Source organism: Mesorhizobium calcicola, assembly GCF_042682105.1.
Taxonomy (GTDB): domain Bacteria; phylum Pseudomonadota; class Alphaproteobacteria; order Rhizobiales; family Rhizobiaceae; genus Mesorhizobium; species Mesorhizobium calcicola.
Window position 1 is genome coordinate 34,151 of record NZ_JBHUGY010000034.1, and the last position, 19,525, is coordinate 53,675.

Below are 19,525 nucleotides of genomic sequence, written 5' to 3' on the forward strand. Positions count from 1 at the left end.
GGAAATCCAGCCCAAGGAATTGCAGCGTCACCGCTTCGGCCGTCGCGCTGAGACGCTCCCCGAGGATCAGTTGCTGCTGGGCCTCGGCCGAGCAGATCGAGGCCGCCGCCGAGGAAGCGGCCGAACGTGCCGACCCGCGCGAACGCAGCGAGCGCACCGCAAAGCGCCGAGCTAGCCGTGGCTCGCTGCCAGTGCATCTGCCCCGCATCGAGACGATCGTCGACATCGACGACCACGCCTGTCCCTGCTGTCGCAACGGCCTGCACCGGATCGGCGAAGACGTCAGCGAGCGGCTCGACATCGTGCCCGGCGCAACTGCGGGTGATCGTGGTGCGCCGGCTCAAATATGCCTGCCGCGCTTGCGAGGAGCGGCTGCTTGGCAAGCTGAAGTCCTCGCCGAAGCTCTTCGCCGACGAGACGACTGCGCCGGTGCTCGATCCCGGCCGAGGCAAGACCAAGACTGGGCTGCTCTGGGCCTATGCGCGTGACGATCGACCATGGCAGGGAGCCGACCCGTCTACGCACCCGACCGGGAAGGCCGAGCGTCCAATCGCTCATCTGGCAGGCTTAACTGGAATCCTGCAGGTCGATGGCTATGGCGGCTATCGTGTGCTGGCCGACAAGAGCGACGTGACGCTCGCCTTCGCTCGGCACACGTGCGCCGACGCTTCTATGAACTGGCGGCAGCCGGGCCCGCGCCGATCGCCAGCGAGGCGCTGAGACGGATCGCCGACCTCTACCCTTCGCTGCGGCGCCTGCGAAGGAAAGTATGATTGGCTGATGACATTCACTCCGTCAAAACCGCGCCCATCCGCTTGGAAATCGACACGATCCATGCGCGCAGTTCCGGGCCGAAGGGCTTTTGCAAGGCCGCACGGTCCCAGGCAAGGAAATAGGCCTGGGACAATTTGAGCCGATGATTGAAAGGTATGATGAGCCGGCCGGACGCGATGTCCTCGGCAGCCATCGAAAGCTGCGCCAGCACAATGCCCCTTCCGTTCGTCGCCGCATCGATCGCGGCGCTCGACAGGGAGAAGGCGACTTCACCTGAAGCCTTCCGATACAGCGCTCCGATGCTTGCGGCCCATTCCGCCCAACTTGGCGGTGAGCGGTGGTCGCGGGCCCATTCTATGCTGAGAAGTGGGAGATCGAGAATGTCGGCGGGTTTGCGCACCGGATGCTTGGCGAGCAGTGCCGGCGAGCATGCCGGAACGACCCAGTCCGTGAACAGTTCGGTGTAGTGATTGAAATCGCGATACTTGTCGCCGTAGGAAATGCGGAAGTCGATATCTTCGGTATCCAGCCGGGGCTCTGTCTCGGCGCCGACCAGGCGCACCGTCGCGCCAGGATGCGCAATCTGCCAGTCCAGCAATTGCGGGCCGATCCATTTGCTGGCCAGCGATGGCAGGCAGGAGATCGCCAGCGTGTCTGCGGACCGGGCCCGTTCGATGACGTCTTGGGCCTCTCGAATCTGGTCGAACCCAAGGGAAACCGCCGCGTGATAAACACGCCCCAGCGCCGTAAGGGCGACACTCCTGCCGCGCCGTTCCAACAGCTTCGCCTCCAGCGCTTCTTCAGCTTTGCGTATCTGCTGGCTGACCGCACCGACGGACACGCCAAGTTCGGCCGCGGCCGCTGTTACACTGCCGCGCCTGCCGAAAGCCTCGAAGGCCTGTATTGCGCGCAGTGGCGGCGTTTTCTTCACCTGGGCAATCATCCTGGGGTCAGCTTGATTTAGTTTTTCTAAAATAGAACGCAGATGCAAGCCCTATGTCGTCACCGGCTCGCAAGATATTCGTTTGGCGTTCACAGACTGGGGAGGACGCCATGTTTCTTCGAAACTGCTGGTACGTTGCCGCATGGGACCATGAGGTTGCCGACCTGCTGGTACCCACCCGGATCCTTGGCGAGGACATTGTCCTCTACCGCCGCACCGATGGCGTGGTGGCGGCGCTCGAAGACGCCTGTCCGCACCGCAAGCTGCCGCTGTCGATGGGCCGCATCAAGGGCGATACGGTCGAATGCGGTTATCACGGCCTGACCTTCGACAGCACGGGAACCTGCACGCGGGTGCCGGGCGCGGAAAAGATACCGCATGTTGCGTGCGTCCGTTCCTATCCGATTGCCGAGCGCTACGGGCTGCTGTGGGTCTGGATGGGGGAGGCGGCAAAGGCCGATCCCGCGCTGATTTTCGCGGTCGACCATTGGGGCGACCCGGCATGGGGCGTCAATCGTGGCGAGTCGATGTCGCTCGATTGCAACTACCTTTACATGACCGACAACCTGCTCGACCCCTCGCATGTCTCGTGGGTCCACCAATCCTCCTTCGGCGGTGTCCAGGCCATGGAGGATGCGCCGCTCGAAACCACCGTGGGCGCGGACGGCGTGACGGTGTGGCGCTGGGTGGTCGATGCCGCGCCGGCGCCCTTCTATGCGCCCTTCCTCAAATTTTCCGGCAATTGCGACCGCAAGCAGCACTATGAGGTGCGCTACCCCTCCAACGCGATCATCAAGGCGATTTTCGTGCCGGCACGCACCGGCGGCGAGGGCAAGCCGCTCCATGATGACGTGTTCCTCATGGACAGCTACAACTTCATGACGCCGGTCGATGAGAACCAGACGAAATACTACTGGTTCCAGATGCGCAATTTCGCGCCCGACGATCTGGAGGTTTCGCGCCAGTTCGCCACATCCGTGCGCGGCGCCTTTGACGAGGACCGTGTCGTGCTCAACGCCGTGCACAAGGGCATGGCCAACAAGCACACACCCAACCTCGATCTCAAGATCGATGTCGGTCCGCTGCGCTTCCGCCGCAACCTGGCCAAGCTGATCGCCAGCGAGAGCCAGCAACTGGCGGCCGCCGAATGAACGCATTCTTCCGGAATGAGAACCGCGCCGGTCAACGATTGCGCTAGCAGTCGTCGCTGCTTCACCTCAACCTGCCCTTGATCGAGGTCACGGTCACAATGGTTATCGGCCTCTACTTTCATTTGAAGTTCGCCGGGCGGCGCCTTCACCCGTTCTATAAACCGAGGATCGCGGGCCAGGCCGCTGCGCTATGCTTGGATAAAACCTGAATGTGGCGCAGGGATTTCAATCCGAAGTCGCCAGGAATGAGCATGGTGCGCTTGACGCTCCCTGCGGGAAACGCATCCGCGAAACGCCATACACAAACAGGTGGCACGACAACGTCGTCCTTCATGGTAAAGATGCGCACATCAACGTCGGGCGCGGAAAAATCGGGCTCCGGCAAGGATTTTCCAGTATCACTTCGGAAGAAATCTCGTTTCGTGCACCACCTTCGCCACTGCCAGTAGACCCCTGCAGGAAGATCCGCTCCTAGAAGAATCCGTCGCCCGGGAAGGTAACCCGCCAAAGCGGTCGCGATTGGCCCAACGCCAAACCAGAATGCGAGGACAATCGGCAGGTAGCTCCAGGGGTGATCGCGAAAATTGGCGAAGCCGGAGCCAATTGTGATGATCCGCTCGACGCGAGAGTCGTGACGCCGGAAAGGAAACATGAGCCCGCCAATCGAATGGCCCAGAAGCCACAGAGGACCTTCAGGAGCCAATTCGCACAGGGTGGCTTCGGCCGCAGCTTGATCTTCAATTCCCCATGTCGCCATGGTTGCCCGGCTTTGTCGCAGCGAACCCTGTTGAGAAGCTCCAAAATCACGATAGTCGTATGTCAGAACTCCAATCCCGTGGCTTGCTGCCCAATGGGCGAAGTTCCGATAGTAAAACTGGGGAACTCCGGTCGCGCCGTGAAGCAAGAGATGTGCGCGCGCAGGACCGCTTGGTGGGTAAAACTTCGCCGCAAGGCGCGCTCCACCAGCCACGATCTCGATCTCTCTATTGCTCAACTCGCCGCTCGTCACATGCCCACGCGCATTTAGACCGAGCGGTCTAATAGCGCATATAGACTGATCGGTCTATGGCCGATAGGATGAGTGTCATGGAAGACGATGGTAACCGGAAAGCCTTGATCCGTGCCGCCTCGGCATTGTTGCGCCAACGCGGCTATGCTGGCGTCGGGATGAGCGACATTCTCGCCGCTACAGGCCTCTCCAAAGGGTCGCTCTATTATCATTTTCCCGGTGGCAAGCAGCAACTGGCACTGGAGGCTACGCAGTGGGCTGAGTGCGCCGTAGGCCGTGTTATTGAACACAGTTTCGTTGAAGCAGCCGATTTCGTCGAAGGCGCGAAAGCTCTGTGCAGGGCGATCGTCGGTCTTGCAACAGAACAAGGTCGTTTCACGGGCTGTCCCGTTCTAAGCATCATCCAGGCCGGCGATGAGGCACCCAACCTTCGCATTGCCGGTGCCAGCATCCTGGCTGGCTGGACCGGACAAATCGCCGCTCACGCACGTCGGTTTGGCTATTGCTCGCCGGAAGAGGCAGCGGATTTGCTCGTCATGCAGGTCGAGGGGGCCTGGGTTCTGGCAATGGCCCGCCAAGACGCCACCCCTTTCAAGACCCTTGAGCGTTGTTTGGCAAACACATCATGATCGAACTGGGCACATCCCCCAGCCTCGGCGGCCCAATGATTGCACTGGAATGCCACGACGAGAAACTCCGATAGGCCCGTCTAACTCTGATCACGTCGCGGCCGATGAGCGTGAATCGTCAAGGTCTTCTGAAACACTCGTGATGACAAAGCCGCTACGTGCACTTTCCGATGCTGGTGAACTTAGGTCGCTCTCCCAAAACGGCGGATGTCCCAATCGCGCTGCCAGCCAGGCGGTCAGGGCGACCGCCACGGGACGTGGCTCCCGCCGCCGTGAATGAAGCGCCCAGAGTTCGACGGGCGCGATGCCGAGTCGGAGGTCGAGCAGGGTCATACGGCCCGCCTTGATGTCTTCAGTCACGAAGAAGCTCGGCAGGTTTGAGATGCCTAGACCCGCCAGAACCGCATCGCGCACGGCCTCGCCGTTGTTGGCCAGAAACACAAGGCGCGGGGGCTTCGAACTTACGCGCCTGCCATCGTTGCCCTGGAACCGCCATTGCTGCGTGCTTTGCAACATGCTGTAGCCGAGCCCCCGGTGATGCTGCAGGTCCTCGACAGTTCTCGGGGCACCATATTTCTCGATGTAGAGCGGGCTGGCACAGAGCAAACGGCGAATCGTGCAGAGGCGGCGCCCGACCAGATCGCTGTTGCGCATATGGCCGATGCGAAGCGCCAGATCGTAATTTTCACCCGCTATATCTATAAAGCGGTCGTCATAGGTGATCTCGGCTTCGACGTTCGGATTCTCCGCCAGAAAAGCCGTGATGATCGCGCCAAGGTAGCGGACGCCCAGCCCCGCCGATGTGGTGATTTTGATGCGTCCACCGAATTCCGCGGGGTCGCTGGTGACGTCGTGAACGAGAACGTCAAGGTTCTCAACCAGGGACTGCATGCCTGCGGCCAGAACACTCCCACGTTCGGTCAGCGACAGCCTCTGGCCGCGATTGAACAACGTGACGCCGAGGTTCCTCTCCAGCCTTGCGATACGTTCGCTGACAACAGACTTGGCAAGGCCCATCCTGCGCGCCGCCGCCGAAATTCCGTCTGCCTCGACCACAGCAAGAAAAGAACGGATGGCGACAAGATCGAGTTCGGACGGGCGAGGCGTGGGCAGCATGGCCAAATGAATATCGTTCGGCTAATCCGAACGCAAGGTTCGCTCTGCACTGACTTGGCGCCGATCCCCTCACTCGCCATTTTGGCGAACAAAGGAATATGCCATGGAAATCGGACTTTACACTTTCGGAGACCTCGTGCCGCATCCGGTCACGAGGCAACGGCCGTCGGGCGCACAGCGGATCGCCGAGATCATCGCGGCGGCGCGGCTTGCCGACGAGGTGGGGCTGGACGTGTTCGGTGTCGGCGAACATCACCGCCTGGACTTCGCCGTCTCGACGCCGGCGGTCGTGCTATCGGCAATCGCGGCGCAGACCAAAAACATCCGTCTGACCAGCGCCGTGACAGTTCTGGCCGCTTCCGACCCCGTGCGGGTCTTCCAGGACTTCGCGACGCTCGACCTCGTCTCCGAGGGCCGGGCCGAGATCATGGTGGGCCGAGGCGCATTCACCGAGCCCTTTCCGTTGTTCGGGTACGATCTGAACAGCTATGACGAGCTATTCGTCGAGAACTATTCCCTGCTGCGTAAGCTCCGCGCATCGGAGCGGATCACCTGGCGGGGCAGGTTCCGTCCCGCGCTTAACAACGCCGAAATCGCGCCGCGGCCGGCTCAGGACGAAGTACCGGTATGGATCGCGGTCGGTGGCAGCCCAGAGAGTGCCGCGCGCGCCGGTGCGCTCGGCGCACCGATGGCGCTCGCGGCCCTCGGTGGTCCGATCGCTGGGCGCAAGGGGATCGTCGATCTTTACCGCAAGTCGGTGCCGAAGGATGCGACGGGTTTGCGGGTGGCGCTCGCATGCCACACGCATGTCGGCGCTACGTCCCAGTCTGCGCGGGAGCTCTTCTACCCACACTATACCAACTACTGGCATCACGCCTCGGGCGGGCGCGTACCGCTGATGTCGCGTGGTCAGTTCGATCACGCTGCCTCGCCGGGCACTGCCTTGATGGTCGGATCGTCAAGCGAGATCACAGAGCGCCTGCTGTTTGCGCATGAGGTCTTGGGCATAGATCGTTTCCTTGCCCAGATTGATGTCGGCTCGCTTCCCTTCTCAGAGGTGGCGGCAGTCATCGAAAGACTCGGAACGCAGATCGCGCCAGCGCTTCGCCGGGCCACGCGAGCGGCAGCGACTGCAGCGTGATTCAACAAGATCGATAGAAGCCGGTGAAGGAAGCTCTACAGGGGCGGCCCAACAACGCCGGTACGGCCCACCGGTTCGATGCTCAATGCCGAGACGGGCAAGCTCGCGCGCCACCGTCGCACTCGTGCGGACGTCTTCGAACGCGGTCTCCGGATGGGCGTGAAGGTCCCGCCTGATTTCCATCAGTCGCGGTTCCTCAATTTTGGCAGTCCCTTTCGACCACTCCAGCCCGAGGTTGTTAAAAAAAGCGGTCACGATTCAATCCTCATGCAACCAGCCGGACTTGTGGCAGCGGCTCGGAGTGCATTTGGCGAGATTGACCGCGAGCCGACCCAACACTGATATCGGCGCACGCTCAGCCGTCGGTCAGCGACAGGCCGCGGGCGCGCTCGCGCAGCAGATCGAGAAGCTGGTTGCGCCGCGGCTCCGGCGTGTCGATGGGCAGTACGAAGCAAAGCGTCTTGCCGATGGCACCGTGGCCGTCGCGGATGGGCGCGGCCATGCACCAGGTGAAACGGTCGGCCAGCGCGGCGGTCTCGCTGTAACCTTGGCGGTGCGCCGTGGCGACATCAGCGAAGAACTCGGCCGGCGCGATGACGCGGCCGTCGGGCAGCGTGTAGTCAATGGGCGGGATGAAATCACGCAGTTCCTGCTCGCTCATATGGCCGAGCAGCAGCCGTCCCGATGCCGTCCACGGGATCGGCACCTCGACCCCGACATCACTCGATATGCGGAACGGGCCGGGCGAGTCGCGGCAGTCGAGCACGACATATTTGTTGCCGCGCAGTCCGCACAGCTGCACGGTCTCGCCTGTCTCCACGGCCATCTTGTCCAGCGTCTCTATGATACGCCGGTAGTGGGCGTTGTGATGCGAATAGGCCCAGCCGAACAGATGCATCGCCCGACCGAAATAGACGTAGCCCTCTGTGCCGACATTTTCGAGCATCTCGGCTTCGAGCAAGCTGTTGACGATCTCATAGGTGGTCGAGCGCGGCGCGCCGATCATCTTGGCTATGTCGCCGACGCGCATCGGCGCGCGGTGCTTGAGCAAGGCCTCGAGCAGAATGATGACGCGGTCGATGCCACGGCGGCGCTCGCCATTGCGCGGTTCTTTGCCGGCGTCCGTTTCGACCAACTCGATAGCGTTGTCGCTCATCTCAGCCGCAATCTCAAGATTCGTTCCGGCCCTCGTCCCAAGACGCTTGATAAATGTCAAGGCTGCGTCTAGCATCCATTTTGTCCGATATACAGACACTATGTCTGAAATACCAGACAAAAGCGAGCCTCGGTGTAGACGGATCAGACGAAGAACAGGCGGTTTCCGCAGCGCGGCAACCGACGGGCTTTTCGTGCCGACCTCGCACGTCCGGGGCATAACCTCCGAGGGAACAGTCATGAAGAAAACATCGTTTCTCGCAACCGCCAGCGCCCTTTGTCTCGGCCTCGTCCTGAGCGTCGGCGTTGGTTCGCAAGCCAATGCAGCGGCAAACTGCATCAAGGGTGACCGCAAGGCGCCCTATACGATCGGCTGGGCCAACATCTATTCGGTGCCGACCTGGATGAAGCAGACGCAAGGCACAATCGAAGCCGAAGTCGAGACGCTGAAGAAGCAGGGTCTGGTCGACAAGCTCGTCGTGACTGACGCGCAAGGCGATGCCAATGTTCAAATCCAGCAGATTCAGTCGATGATCGATTCCGATGTCGACGCCATCATCCTGATCGCCGGCTCGTCGACCGCGCCGGCCCGCGTGCTGGCCGATGCCTGCGCCAAGGGCATCGCCATCATCAATTTCGACAGCCTCGTCGATACGGATAAAGTGACCGCGAAGGTCAACACAGACTCCTCGCAGTGGGGCGACCAGGCCGCCAAGTTCCTGATCGACGCCATTGGCGGCAAGGGCAAGATCCTGATCCTCAACGGTCCCGCCGGCGTGTCGGTCAGCGACGATCGCCGCAAGGGCGCCGATGCCGAGCTCAAGGCGCATCCGGACGTGAAGATCCTGGCCGAGACCAACACCCCCTACAATGTCGCGCCGGCACAGGAAGCGGTCACCAGCCTGCTGTTCGCCAATCCGGAGATCGACGGCATCCTTTCGCTTGGTGGTGCCCTCTCGGCGGGTGCTGTGCTGGCGCTCGACAAGCAGGGTCGTGAGCAAGTGCCGATCACTGGCGAGAATGCCCGGCAGTTCCTGGAGTTGTGGAAGGAAAAGGGTCTGAAGAGCTGGGCAACAATGCAGCCGAACTGGCTTGGCGCCTTCGCCACCTACGTCGCCGTGCAGGCGCTGGAAGGCAAGGACGTGCCGGCTTTCGTGAAGATCCCGCTGCCGGTGATCGACAATTCCAACATCGATCAATATTTGGCGCGCGCCGCCGACTTCCCGGCTGACGGCTACATTTATTCACCTTACGATCAGGCCCTGTTCGAAAAGCTGCTGGCCGGCAAGTAAGCCTGAAAGAGCTGAGAACGTGACAAGCACCGCACCGCTTCTCGCCGCGCGGGGGGTGTCGAAGGCCTTCTTCGGCAACCCCGTCCTGCGCGAAGTTTCCATCGCACTTCTGCCGGGCCGCGTGCATGCGCTGCTCGGCGAGAACGGCGCCGGCAAGTCGACCCTGATCAATCTCCTGTCCGGCGCGCTGCCGCCGGACGGCGGGACGATCGAGGTCGACGGGCGCCCGGTCTCGCGCATGACCCCTGCCGGCGCACGGCAGGCAGGGATCGCCGTTGTCCAGCAGGAACTCAGCCTGACGGCCAGCCTCTCCATCGCCGAGAACATCGGGCTCGGTGCCTACCCGCACCGCTTCGGCCTGATCGACTATGGCGAACTCGCCGCACGGGCCAAGGCGGCCTGCGACCTCGTCGGGTTGTACGAGCCGTTGTCGACGCCGGTCGGACGGTTGTCGCTCGGCCGCCGGCAGATGGTCGAGATCGCCAAGGCGCTCTATCGCAATCCGCGCGTGCTCATCCTCGACGAACCGACCTCATCGCTGTCGGCGACCGAAACGAAAATCCTCACCGATCTCCTGGAAAAGTTGCGCGGCCAAGGCATCGCCATTCTCTACATCTCGCACCGGCTGAACGAGGTCATGACGCTGTGCCAGCATGTGACCGTGCTCAAGGATGGGATCTGCACGGCCGACCGCTCGCTTGAAGGAACGGATGCCGCGGGGCTGGTGCGGCTGATGGTCGGCCGCGACCCCGGCGACCTGTTCCCGCAATGGCAATCCTCGCCGTCCGTGACCCCCGCCGTCGCGGTGCGCAACCTGTCGGCCGGCCTCATGCACGATGTCGATCTCGACATCAGGACCGGAGAGGTGCTTGGCATCGGCGGCCTGGTCGGCCAGGGCCAGGAAGATCTGCTGCTCGGTCTCTACGGCGCCATTCCGGCGCGCATCGCGTCCGCGACCGTCAACGGCGTCTCGGGCTTGCCCGGCGGCGTGCCGAAAGCCAACGCGCTCGGCCTCGCCTACGTCCCGGCCGACCGCAAGCGCGAAGGCCTGCACCTTATCCATTCCATCGTCACCAATCTGATGCTGCCCGGTTTTGCGCGGCTGCCGGCGCTGAAACCGCGCAGCCGTCGCGCCGAGCGCGAGGCGGCGGGCCGTCTGGCGGCGCAATTCGGAATCAAGGGCGATCTTGGCCGGGCGGCGCAGGCGCTGTCTGGAGGCAACCAGCAGAAGGTGGCGCTGGCCAAGTGGATGCCGCACGACCCGCTCGTTCTTCTCCTCAATGACCCGACGCGCGGCGTCGACGTCGAAACCAAGCGTGAGATCTATCATATGCTTCGCAATTTCGCGGCGGCCGGAAAAGCGGTGGTGCTGCTCAGTTCAGACACGCCCGAACTGGTGCATCTGTGCGACCGCGTGGCAGTGATCCGCGAAGGCCGGATCGTCGCCATGCTCGAACGCGGAGGGCTGAGCGAAGAAGCCATCGTTTCCGCGGCGATGGGCGCCGACCGGCAAAAGGTGGCGGCATGACCAGCACTTCCGCTCAGCAGGCCGGCGCGCTCTACTGGCCCGTGCAGGGGCGTCGCAACATGGGCGTACGCGGCCTGTTTGTCGTCGTGCTTGCCTTCCTCGTTGCCTACGGGGTGCTGTTTCCGGGGCTGTTCACCGCATCCGGCTTCGCCAAATTCACGCAGAGCTGGTTTCCGCTGGCGCTGGTCGCGATGGCACAGGCGCTCCTCATGCTGACTGGCGGCATCAGCCTTGCCATCGGCGCCATGGTCAGCCTGGGCGCCGTCATCGCCGCAACGACCATGGCCGGGCCGTTGGGCGTTGCCGGAGGCACCGCGGCGGTGTCGCTTGCCGGGCTCGGCATCGGGGCCATGACCGGCTTCATCGTCGTCAGGCTGCGACTGCCAGCGATCGTGGTGACGCTTGCCGGTTCCTTCATCATCGGGGGTGCTGCGCTGCTCATTCTGCCACGGCCCGGCGGCGCCATACCGGACTGGCTGTCAAACCTGCTTGCCGGCAACACGCCGGCGGCGTTCGCGCTGCTGGTGGTGATCATTGTGCTGTGGAAACTCTATCTCGCCACGCCGCTCGGCCTCAGCCTCTATGCTGCCGGTGAGAACCCGGTCGGCGCCTATCGCTCCGGCGTGCCTGTCGATGGCGCGCGCATTGCAGCCTATGCGATCAGCGGTCTGCTCTCTACGGGCGCCGGCCTGTTCGTCGCAGCGCAGACAGGTTCGGGCGACCCGATTATCGGTGCCGCCTTCACGCTGAACTCGATTGCCGCGGCCGTGCTTGGTGGCATCGGTTTTCTCGGCGGCCAGGGCACGATGCGTGGCGCGCTTGCCGGCAGCCTGCTGCTCAGCCTGATGATCAGCGTCATGTTCTTCCTCGGCTTCACCCCGGTCGCGCAATATGTCGCCCAGGGCCTGATCATCATCGGCGCGGTGGCGATCCCGCAGCTACGCAAGGGGCAACAATGAACGCCAATGAAACCGCCACCGGCAAGCGCGCGACGGCGATCCTGCGCAGTCGTCCGTTCCTGACAGTGGCCATTGTCATTGCAGTCTGGATCGGCGCGAGCTTCGCCTCGCCCGGCTTCGGCGCCTATGGCCATCTGCGCTATCTCATCGAACTCGCCGCCGTCATCGGCCTCGTCGCCGCGGGTCAGACCTTCGTGGTGATCGCCGGCGGCATCGACCTCTCGGTGGCGGCGATCGTCACGGTGAGCGCGGTCGGACTGCCGATGTTGTCATGGCAAGCCGATCCGACCGGCCTGACGGCGATCCTAGCGGTTCTCGCCATGACCACGGCGATCGGGCTCGTCAACGGGTTGGGCGTTGCGCTGCTGCGCGTGCATCCGATGATCATGACCTTGGCCATGGCGACCTTCCTGCAAGGCCTGCTGATCATCATCGCCGGGGGCAGTGCGGTGACCGCCGAGAATCTGCTGGTCAAGTGGCTCGGCAATGCGCGGCCGGCCGGCATTCCTGCCGGCATCCTGTTGTGGCTGGCCATATCGGCGATCATGCTGGTGGCGATGCATGCGACATCGTTCGGGGCAAGGGTGTTCGCCCTCGGCGCCAATCCGCTCGCCGCGTCGCTTTCCGGTGTGCCGGTTTCGGCAACGACCATGGCGGTCTACGGAATCAGCGGCTTTACCTCGGGATTGGCCGGCGTCCTCGTGCTCGGCATGAACGGTCAGGGCTATGTCGGCATCGGCGATCCCTATCTGCTCGCCTCGATCGCCGCTGTCGTGCTCGGCGGCACGTCGATCCTGGGCGGGCTCGGAACCTATGCAGGCTCAATTCCCGGCGCGATCCTGCTGGTCACGATCACCGCGCTGATCACCGTCGTCAACGCGTCGGCAGGCTGGCGCAGCATCCTGTTCGGGTCGCTGATCCTCGGACTGCTGCTGTTGTCAGGCAGGGAGTCGGCCCGCCGATGACATATCGTCCAACCGGTAGATGCTGCTTGCCGTGCCAAAGAACAGCGCCTTTTGCTCATCTGAGGACAGTGGCGCGGCAATGGCCTTGAAGCTCTCATACACCTCGTCGAACGAAGCATGCAGGCCGGCGACCGGGAAGTCGCTGCCGAACATGGCGCGCTCCGTTCCGAAACAGTTGATGCAATGCAGCACCACCGACCGCAGGCTGTCGAGCGTCCAGTCATGATCGTAGGCGACGAGGTCCGAGATCTTGACGGCGACGTTTTCGTGGCGCGCCAGGAGCCTCAACCCTTCGCGCCAGGCCTGCATCCCGTCCGCATCGCGGTCGATCGGGCTGCCGCAATGGTTGAGCACGAACTGCTGGTCGGGGAAAGCCGCCGCAAGCCGGGCGGCATCGGCCAGTTGGCGCGGGAAGACCATCAGGTCGAAGGCAAGCCGGTGACGGGCAAGCAAGGCAAGGCCGGCCCGCCATGCCGGTTCGTCCATGATGCCGTCGCGGGCAGCGAAGCGTCTGCTAGGGTCAGGGTCCCAGCTCAAAATGTCGCGTACGCCGACGACACGGCCGAAGGTGGCTTGCGCCTCGATCAGCGCCTGCGCCTGGGCGGTCGCCAGCGGTACGTGAGCGACATAGCGCGCCGCGACACCTTGCGACTTGTCGAGCGTCTCCAGCCATCGCGTTTCGCCGAGGCAGTCATCGCTCACCCAGCCGGCCTCGACGTGCACGGTGGCGACGACATTGTGACGAGCGCCGTCGCGCGAATAGTCCTGCGGAAGATAGTTCTGGCGCAACGGACCAAGCTCGCCAAGGCCGCCGCGTTCGCCGGCCGCCGCCAGCCAAGGGTGCCGGCCAAGGCCAAGATCCCAGAGATGATGGTGGGCATCGACGATCGGTCCGGCGTAAGGCTTTGGCACGCATTCTCTCATTGGTCTGGCCGGGATCGGTCCCGGTGTCGTTCCGCGACGGTGAAAGGGTTAGCATCGGATGACTGAAAACTCACCGGCCTTGTCGCTTGGCGTGCGTGAAAATTTTACCCTCGACGACCGCATCCGCGGCGTGCCGCCCGGTACGTCCGGGTTGGACAGCAGCCTTGTCGGATCACAGCGCTGGCATCCGGCGGATGGCCGCATGTCGCTGCCTGTGCTCACCCTCGACGAAGCGGCCTTTGCCGGCAATCGCGACCTGTTCCTGCGCTATGCGCGCGAACAAGGCGTGGCGGTCGCGCCGCATGCCAAGACACCGATGGCGCCCGATCTTGCCCGCACGCTGGTTGAAGCCGGCGCATGGGGTACGACGGTTGCTGATGTCAGGCAGGCGACGGTGATGCTGCGCGCCGGGCTGACGCGATTGATCCTCGCCAACGAGGTCGGTGGGGCAGGCGGTGCAAGCCGACTTGCGGCACTTGTCGGCGCTTGGCCGGATGCAGAACTCTATGTCTTCGCCGACTCGGTGGCGGCGGTGAAAGCGCTGGCCGAAGCGTGGCGCGCCCAACCCGGCCTGCCGCCGTTGCGCGTGCTGGTTGAGCTCGGCGCGGGGCGGGCAGGGGCGCGCACCACCGGAGAAGCCGAGGCGATCGCTGATGCGGTGATGGCCGCCGGCGGACGATTGCGGATCGCCGGCGTCGCGACCTATGAAGGCGCCGCCGCGCAACCCGAGCCCAGCCGCACCGACGAGGTGATCGGCGTGCTGCTCGAGATGACCAGGGACATGTTGCTGCGGCTTCGCGCCCGCCTTGGCGAGGCGCCGCTGATCGTCACGGCCGGCGGCTCGGTCTTCTTCGACAAGGTGGTCGCGGCACTTTTGCCGACGGTCCTGGCCGATGCCCATGCGACACTGGTGCTGCGCAGCGGCGCTATCTTCTTTCATGACCACGGCACCTATGACCGGTCGCTGGGGCTGCTCGACGCGCGGCAAGGGTTCACGATCGGTGGCGAGAAAGCGTCCGCCCGGCAGTCGTTTCGGCCGGCGCTGCGGATCTGGTCCGAAGTGCTGTCGCGGCCGGAACCGGGCCAGGCCATCTGCGGCATGGGCATGCGCGACGTGTCGTGCGACCAAGGATTTCCGACCCCGCTCTCAGTCTACCGCGCAGGCAAGCCCGTGTCCGGCCAACTCGCGGATGCCAAGGTCGTCAAGCTCAACGACCAGCATGCTTTCGTGTCGCTGGCGCCGGGAACGGAGCTTGCCGTCGGCGACGTCGTCGAGTTCGGCATTTCGCACCCTTGCACCTGTCTCGACCGTTACCGCGTCATCTTCGGCGTCGACGAGACCGGGCATGTCAGCCATGCCTTCCCGACCTATTTCGGCTGACCATCAGCCGACAAAAAGAGAAACCCGAAAGGATCCGATATGATCAAGTATTTCCAGTCCGGCACCCGCATGTCGCAGGCGGTCGTCTATGGCGGTCTCGTCCACATCGCCGGACAGGTGCCCGACAACCGCAAGGCCGGCATCGAAGGCCAGACCAGCGACGTGCTGGCCAAGATCGACGCGCTGCTGGCTGAAGCCGGGACCAGCAAATCGAAGCTGGTGGCGGTCAACATCTTCCTGCCGCAGATAGGCGATTTCGATGCCATGAACCGCGTCTACGACGCCTGGGTGGACCCGCAGCGGCTGCCAGCGCGGGCCTGCGTCGAGGCGCGGCTCGCCGACCCCGATCTGCGCATCGAGATCACTGCTGTCGCGGCGGTCTGAGCCATGCACACCGGCCTCGCCCACACGCTCGACTTCGACAGGGACGGCAAGACATCAGGCCATCTCAGCATGCCGTTTTCGATCGACCGCTCGCCTTATTTCCAGATCAAGGTGCCGATCTGCCTGATCCGCAATGGCGACGGCCCGTCGGTGCTGCTGATGGCAGGCAATCATGGCGACGAATATGAGGGCGAGCTGTCGCTGGCGAAGCTGATCCGCAGGCTCGATGCGGCGCGGATCAAGGGCCGCGTCACCATCCTGCCGATGGCCAACGCACCGGCGGTGATGGCGGCCAAGCGCTGCTCACCGCTCGATGGCGGCAACCTAAACCGGGCCTTCCCGGGCGATCCCCAGGGCAACCCGACCAGCCGGTTGGCGCATTTCCTGGAGAGCGAGCTGTTTGCCCGCCACGAGGTGGTCTTCGACATCCATTCAGGCGGCACGTCGATGGAGCATCTGCCGACCGCGCTGGTCGAACGCAACGGCGATCCCGAGCGCCACCGGCGCGGCGTCGAGCTGATGCGCGCGCTCGGCATGCCCTATGGCTTCGTCGCCGACAATGGCCAGGCCTCGCCGACCTCGATGGGCGCGGCGCGCCGGGCGGGCGCTATCGGCGTCAGTGGCGAATTCGGTGGCGGCGGCACCGCCACGGTCGACACTATGGCGATCACAGCGCGCGCCATCGACCGACTGCTGATCGCCGTCGGCGTTGTCAGTGAGCCGGTGCTTGGATCATCCCCTGACCCTGCGGCGCCGACCCAACTGCTGTCGCTGTCGCGGCACAGCCAAGGCATCTATGCTACGCGGCGCGGCTGGTTCGAGCCGGCAGTCAGGCTTGGCGACAGCGTCGCCGCCGGGCAGTTGGCCGGCTGGTACCACGATCTCGAACGGCTCGAGCTTGCCGAGGAGCCGCTGCATTTCGCCGAGGCCGGCATCGTGCTGTCGCGCCGGCTGCACACGATGTGCGAGGCCGGCGACTGCCTGATGCAAGTGGCCGAGCCGGTCGACGGCTGACAGAGACACCCGGCAGGCTGCGCCCTGCAATTAAGCGAGGACATTTTATGCAGCTTTCGATGTGGACCTATCCCTGGGACGTCCAGGATCTGGGGTTCGAGACGGTCGAAGACGACCTGCGAAACCGTGCCGGGCTGAACACGATCAGCCTTGCCACCTCCTACCATGCCGGCCGGTTCCTGCAGCCGCGCAGCCCGCGCCGCAAAGCCTATTTCCCGGAAGACGGCACGATCTATTTCAAGCCGACGCCGTCGCGATGGGCCGGCCTCGCCATCCAGCCGAAGGTCGCCGATGTGATTGCCGAAGGCGGCGATGTGCTCGGCGAACTTATCCGGCGGCGCGACGCCGGCGGTCTCACCGTGTCATGCTGGACGGTCTGCCTGCACAACACGCGGCTCGGCATGCTGCACCCGCAGGCGGTCACCCGCAACGCGTTCGGCGACCCCAACTACTACAATCTGTGCCCGTCGCACCCTGACGCGCGCGCCTATGTCCGCGCTCTGGTCGAGGATCTGAGCCACAGCTACAATCCCGACAGGATCGAGCTCGAAAGCCCGTCCTTCATGGGCTTCGCGCATGAGTATCATCATGAGAAGGACGGCGTCGGGCTGACGCCTGAAGACGAGTTTCTGCTGTCGCTGTGCTTCTGCCCGTCCTGCCTCGCCCGTGCCGCTGCCGCCGGTGTCGATGGCGAGGCAGCGAGCAAGCTGGTCAGGCAGTGGATCGTCGAAACCTGCGAGCACGCCGTGCCGGTGCGGCGCTTTCCGGAATTCCCACAGAGCGGCCTAGACACCTTCCGTCCCTGGCCCGAACTGCACACCTACCTCCTGTGGCGGTTCGAGCCGGTGACCAGCCTTGTCGCCGAGCTGCGCGAGGTCGCCGACGCCGCGACCATGGTCGTGATCATCGACCTCAAGGAAGGCTGGCTCGGCGGCTGCGATCTCGCGGCACTCGGCAAGGCCTGCGACGGCGCGATCCTGTGCGCCTACGACATGTCCGGCGGCGATGTGGCAGATTTGATGCGGACCGGCCGCGCGGCCCTGGGGCCGGACAAATTCCTCGGTACCGGCTACCGGCTGTTGTATCCGGAAATGAGCGGTCCCGACGTCCTCGCCGCCAAGGTCAAGCCGGCACTGGCGCCTGGTGTGGATGGCATCAATTTCTATAATTACGGCTTGGTACCGGCGGCGCGGTTGGACTGGGTGAAATCCGCTATTCAGGTCTGAAATTCACCACGGGTTCAAATCCGGTCAGATGGATTGGAGGGTCTGTCAACCATATGATCGACTACTGATCCCGGTGCTCCGGCACGGCATCCTGGGCCGGGCCACTTCATTCATAAACGAGCCCTTTGCGCTTAAGGCGCTCACGCATGTCATTGACATCGAGGCTCAGTTGCCCTGCGGCATACAGGTCGCGCTTCTCATCTTCCATCGCCTCGCGTTTTCTGGCCGCGTCGAGGACTTTCACGGCGTTCTCGCGCGATACCACGCAAACGCCGTCGTCATCGGCCACGATCACGTCACCGGGACGAACAAAGGCACCGGCGCAAACGATCGGCACTTGGACATTGCCCAGCGTTTCCTTCACCGTGCCTTGCGCGAAGATCGCCTTCGACCAGACTGGGAAACCCATGGAGCGCAAGGTGGCGGCATCACGAATTCCTGCGTCGATGATCAAGCCCTTGATCCCCTGGGCTCTGGCTGACGCCGCCAGCAGATCGCCGAAGTAGCCATCCTCGCAGGGCGATGTCGGGGTGACGACGAGAATGTCGCCGGGGCGTGCCTGTTCGAGCGCGACATGGATCATCCAGTTATCCCCCGGCGCCACTTCACAGGTCAACGCATTGCCGCCGATCTTGGCGCCGTCATAGAGAGGCCGCAGGCGCGAGGCCAGAAGCCCGGTCCGCCCTTGCGCCTCGTGCACCGTCGCCACGCCGAGCTGTCCCAGCGCCTCACAGATATCAACCGGGGTGCGTTCGGTATTCGTCACGACTTTGGCCATAGATTTCTCTCCAAACGGCAGCCCCACTCGCCACCAAGCACAATCCATTCCCTTGGCCGCGCGGCAGACCCGCACAACGCATGACTCCAGCCGGCAGATGGGCGGTCCCTATTGCAACTGCGCCTTCAACCTCGCGTCCAGCCGAGGATAGACCTTGCGGGCATTTCCTTCGAAGACGGCTTGCCGGTCAGCCTCACCAAGCGGTAGCGCGTCGATGTAGCGCTTGGTGTCGTCGAAGTTGAACCCTGTCTCGGGGTCCACGACCTTGACCGCGCCAAGAAGCTCGGAGCCGAACAGGATGTTGTCGGGCTTGACGACGCTGAACAGCATGTCGATGCCCGCCTGATGGTAGACGCATGTGTCGAAGTAGATATTGCGCATGAGATGCTCGGCGAGTGCCGGTTTCTCCAGCATCATCGCCAGTCCGCGATAACGGCCCCAATGATAGGGTGCGGCTCCGCCGCCATGCGGGATGATCAGCTTCAGCTCCGGGAAATCCCGGAAAAGGTCACCCTGGACAAGCTGCATGAAGACCGTCGTGTCGGCATTGATGTAGTGCGCGCCGGTGGTGTGCAGGCATGAAGAACACGAGCCCGAGACGTGGATCATCGCCGGAACATCCAGCTCCACCATCTTCTCGAACAGCGGATACCAGTAGCGATCGTAGATGGGGGGCGCCGACCAGAACCCGCCGGATGGATCGGGATTGAGGTTGCAGCCGACGAAGTCCAAATCGCCGACGCAGCGTTGAAGCTCGGCAATCACCGGTGCCAGATCGCCGCTCATCGACTGCGGCAGCTGGCACACGCCGGCGAAGTTCGCCGGGAACATCTCGACGATGCGGGCAATGAGATCATTGGAGATGCGTGACCACCGCGCATTCACCCCGGCGCTGCCGATGTGGTGCCCCATGCCCGAAGCGCGCGGCGACAGGATTGTCAGGTCCGATCCCCGTTCTTTCTGCAGGCGGAGCTGGTTTTGCTCGATTGTTGCCCTCAAGTCCTCGTCGCTGATGTCTGGATAGTCGGGCTCGGCCTCGCGCTGGCCTTGCGCGAAGGCGATCTGCGCCGTGCGGAAAGCGTGGTGCTCGGAAGGCTCGGTCGTGTAGTGGCCGTGGCAATCGATGATCATCTTGTCCGCCTAGCCTCGCAATTGA

18 protein-coding genes and 2 pseudogenes are annotated in these 19,525 nt (G+C 63.6%); 12 read left to right on the forward strand and 8 right to left on the reverse strand.

The features are described 5' to 3' along the window. Window positions 1–13 precede the first annotated feature (13 nt). Window positions 14–740: pseudogene (locus ACFSQT_RS22675) on the forward strand (IS66 family transposase); the annotation flags it as partial. A 47-nt stretch (window positions 741–787) separates the two neighbouring features. Here ACFSQT_RS22675 and ACFSQT_RS22680 read toward each other — a convergent pair. Then, on the reverse strand, window positions 788–1,717 hold the full coding sequence (locus ACFSQT_RS22680; RefSeq protein WP_379022477.1) for a LysR substrate-binding domain-containing protein: 930 nt from the start codon (window positions 1,715–1,717) through the stop codon (window positions 788–790). A gap of 110 nt (window positions 1,718–1,827) precedes the next feature. On the opposite strand from ACFSQT_RS22680, the gene ACFSQT_RS22685 reads away from it, so the two are divergent. Then, on the forward strand, window positions 1,828–2,868 hold the full coding sequence (locus tag ACFSQT_RS22685; protein WP_379022313.1) for an aromatic ring-hydroxylating dioxygenase subunit alpha: 1,041 nt from the start codon (window positions 1,828–1,830) through the stop codon (window positions 2,866–2,868). 154 nt (window positions 2,869–3,022) lie between these two features. On the opposite strand, the gene ACFSQT_RS22690 is transcribed toward ACFSQT_RS22685, so the two are convergent. Beyond that, complete coding sequence (locus ACFSQT_RS22690) at window positions 3,023–3,862, reverse strand: alpha/beta hydrolase family protein (RefSeq protein ID WP_379022315.1); 840 nt, start codon at window positions 3,860–3,862, stop codon at window positions 3,023–3,025. 92 nt (window positions 3,863–3,954) lie between these two features. On the opposite strand from ACFSQT_RS22690, the gene ACFSQT_RS22695 reads away from it, so the two are divergent. Beyond that, window positions 3,955–4,506 carry a TetR/AcrR family transcriptional regulator gene (locus ACFSQT_RS22695; RefSeq protein WP_379022317.1) on the forward strand — a complete coding sequence of 184 codons (552 nt, stop codon included), beginning with the start codon at window positions 3,955–3,957 and terminating at the stop codon, window positions 4,504–4,506. Window positions 4,507–4,596: 90 nt separating this feature from the next. On the opposite strand, the gene ACFSQT_RS22700 is transcribed toward ACFSQT_RS22695, so the two are convergent. Then, a complete protein-coding gene (locus ACFSQT_RS22700; RefSeq protein WP_379022479.1) occupies window positions 4,597–5,622 on the reverse strand; it encodes a LysR family transcriptional regulator in 1,026 nt (341 codons plus the stop codon). A 103-nt stretch (window positions 5,623–5,725) separates the two neighbouring features. Here ACFSQT_RS22700 and ACFSQT_RS22705 point away from each other — a divergent pair, with 103 nt between their 5' ends. Further along, entirely contained in the window at window positions 5,726–6,763 is a 1,038-nt protein-coding gene (locus ACFSQT_RS22705; protein WP_379022319.1) for an LLM class flavin-dependent oxidoreductase, read from the forward strand. A gap of 47 nt (window positions 6,764–6,810) precedes the next feature. Here ACFSQT_RS22705 and ACFSQT_RS22710 read toward each other — a convergent pair. Together ACFSQT_RS22710 and ACFSQT_RS22715 are read right to left on the reverse strand one after the other, a co-directional pair. Then, a pseudogene (locus ACFSQT_RS22710) lies at window positions 6,811–6,946 on the reverse strand (M20 metallopeptidase family protein); the annotation flags it as partial. A gap of 172 nt (window positions 6,947–7,118) precedes the next feature. Continuing rightward, window positions 7,119–7,919 (reverse strand): IclR family transcriptional regulator, encoded by an 801-nt coding sequence (locus tag ACFSQT_RS22715; protein WP_379022321.1) that lies wholly within the window; start codon window positions 7,917–7,919, stop codon window positions 7,119–7,121. A 238-nt stretch (window positions 7,920–8,157) separates the two neighbouring features. On the opposite strand from ACFSQT_RS22715, the gene ACFSQT_RS22720 reads away from it, so the two are divergent. From ACFSQT_RS22720 to ACFSQT_RS22735, 4 genes are read left to right on the forward strand one after another with little or no spacing between them, the layout of a single operon-like run. Beyond that, window positions 8,158–9,210 carry an ABC transporter substrate-binding protein gene (locus ACFSQT_RS22720; protein WP_379022323.1) on the forward strand — a complete coding sequence of 351 codons (1,053 nt, stop codon included), beginning with the start codon at window positions 8,158–8,160 and terminating at the stop codon, window positions 9,208–9,210. A gap of 19 nt (window positions 9,211–9,229) precedes the next feature. Continuing rightward, entirely contained in the window at window positions 9,230–10,738 is a 1,509-nt protein-coding gene (locus ACFSQT_RS22725; protein ID WP_379022325.1) for a sugar ABC transporter ATP-binding protein, read from the forward strand. Further along, the gene (locus ACFSQT_RS22730; protein ID WP_379022327.1) at window positions 10,735–11,697 is read left to right on the forward strand and encodes an ABC transporter permease; all 963 of its coding nucleotides are present in this window, start codon (window positions 10,735–10,737) and stop codon (window positions 11,695–11,697) included. The genes ACFSQT_RS22725 and ACFSQT_RS22730 overlap by 4 nt, the downstream gene beginning before the upstream one ends. Continuing rightward, the gene (locus tag ACFSQT_RS22735) at window positions 11,694–12,662 is read left to right on the forward strand and encodes an ABC transporter permease (protein WP_379022329.1); all 969 of its coding nucleotides are present in this window, start codon (window positions 11,694–11,696) and stop codon (window positions 12,660–12,662) included. Before ACFSQT_RS22730 ends, ACFSQT_RS22735 begins: the two co-directional genes overlap by 4 nt. Here the strand turns inward: ACFSQT_RS22735 and ACFSQT_RS22740 are convergent. Beyond that, window positions 12,636–13,574 carry an amidohydrolase family protein gene (locus tag ACFSQT_RS22740; RefSeq protein WP_379022331.1) on the reverse strand — a complete coding sequence of 313 codons (939 nt, stop codon included), beginning with the start codon at window positions 13,572–13,574 and terminating at the stop codon, window positions 12,636–12,638. The two genes, ACFSQT_RS22735 and ACFSQT_RS22740, sit on opposite strands and share 27 nt — an antisense overlap. Before the next feature lie 70 nt (window positions 13,575–13,644). Between ACFSQT_RS22740 and ACFSQT_RS22745 the strand changes: the two genes are divergently transcribed. Genes ACFSQT_RS22745 through ACFSQT_RS22760 form a run of 4 tightly spaced genes read left to right on the forward strand, consistent with a single transcriptional unit; the run spans window position 13,645 to window position 17,591 of the window. Further along, window positions 13,645–14,967, forward strand: coding sequence for an alanine racemase (locus tag ACFSQT_RS22745; protein WP_379022333.1), 1,323 nt, complete (start codon window positions 13,645–13,647; stop codon window positions 14,965–14,967). Window positions 14,968–15,006: 39 nt separating this feature from the next. Next, window positions 15,007–15,351 carry a RidA family protein gene (locus tag ACFSQT_RS22750; protein ID WP_379022335.1) on the forward strand — a complete coding sequence of 115 codons (345 nt, stop codon included), beginning with the start codon at window positions 15,007–15,009 and terminating at the stop codon, window positions 15,349–15,351. A 3-nt stretch (window positions 15,352–15,354) separates the two neighbouring features. After that, entirely contained in the window at window positions 15,355–16,365 is a 1,011-nt protein-coding gene (locus ACFSQT_RS22755) for a succinylglutamate desuccinylase/aspartoacylase family protein (RefSeq protein WP_379022337.1), read from the forward strand. Window positions 16,366–16,412: 47 nt separating this feature from the next. Then, window positions 16,413–17,591 carry a glycoside hydrolase family protein gene (locus ACFSQT_RS22760; protein ID WP_379022339.1) on the forward strand — a complete coding sequence of 393 codons (1,179 nt, stop codon included), beginning with the start codon at window positions 16,413–16,415 and terminating at the stop codon, window positions 17,589–17,591. 106 nt (window positions 17,592–17,697) lie between these two features. On the opposite strand, the gene ACFSQT_RS22765 is transcribed toward ACFSQT_RS22760, so the two are convergent. Together ACFSQT_RS22765 and ACFSQT_RS22770 are read right to left on the reverse strand one after the other, a co-directional pair. Continuing rightward, complete coding sequence (locus ACFSQT_RS22765) at window positions 17,698–18,369, reverse strand: 4-carboxy-4-hydroxy-2-oxoadipate aldolase/oxaloacetate decarboxylase (protein ID WP_379022341.1); 672 nt, start codon at window positions 18,367–18,369, stop codon at window positions 17,698–17,700. A 108-nt stretch (window positions 18,370–18,477) separates the two neighbouring features. Further along, window positions 18,478–19,500 carry an amidohydrolase family protein gene (locus ACFSQT_RS22770; RefSeq protein ID WP_379022343.1) on the reverse strand — a complete coding sequence of 341 codons (1,023 nt, stop codon included), beginning with the start codon at window positions 19,498–19,500 and terminating at the stop codon, window positions 18,478–18,480. Window positions 19,501–19,525: the final 25 nt, after the last annotated feature.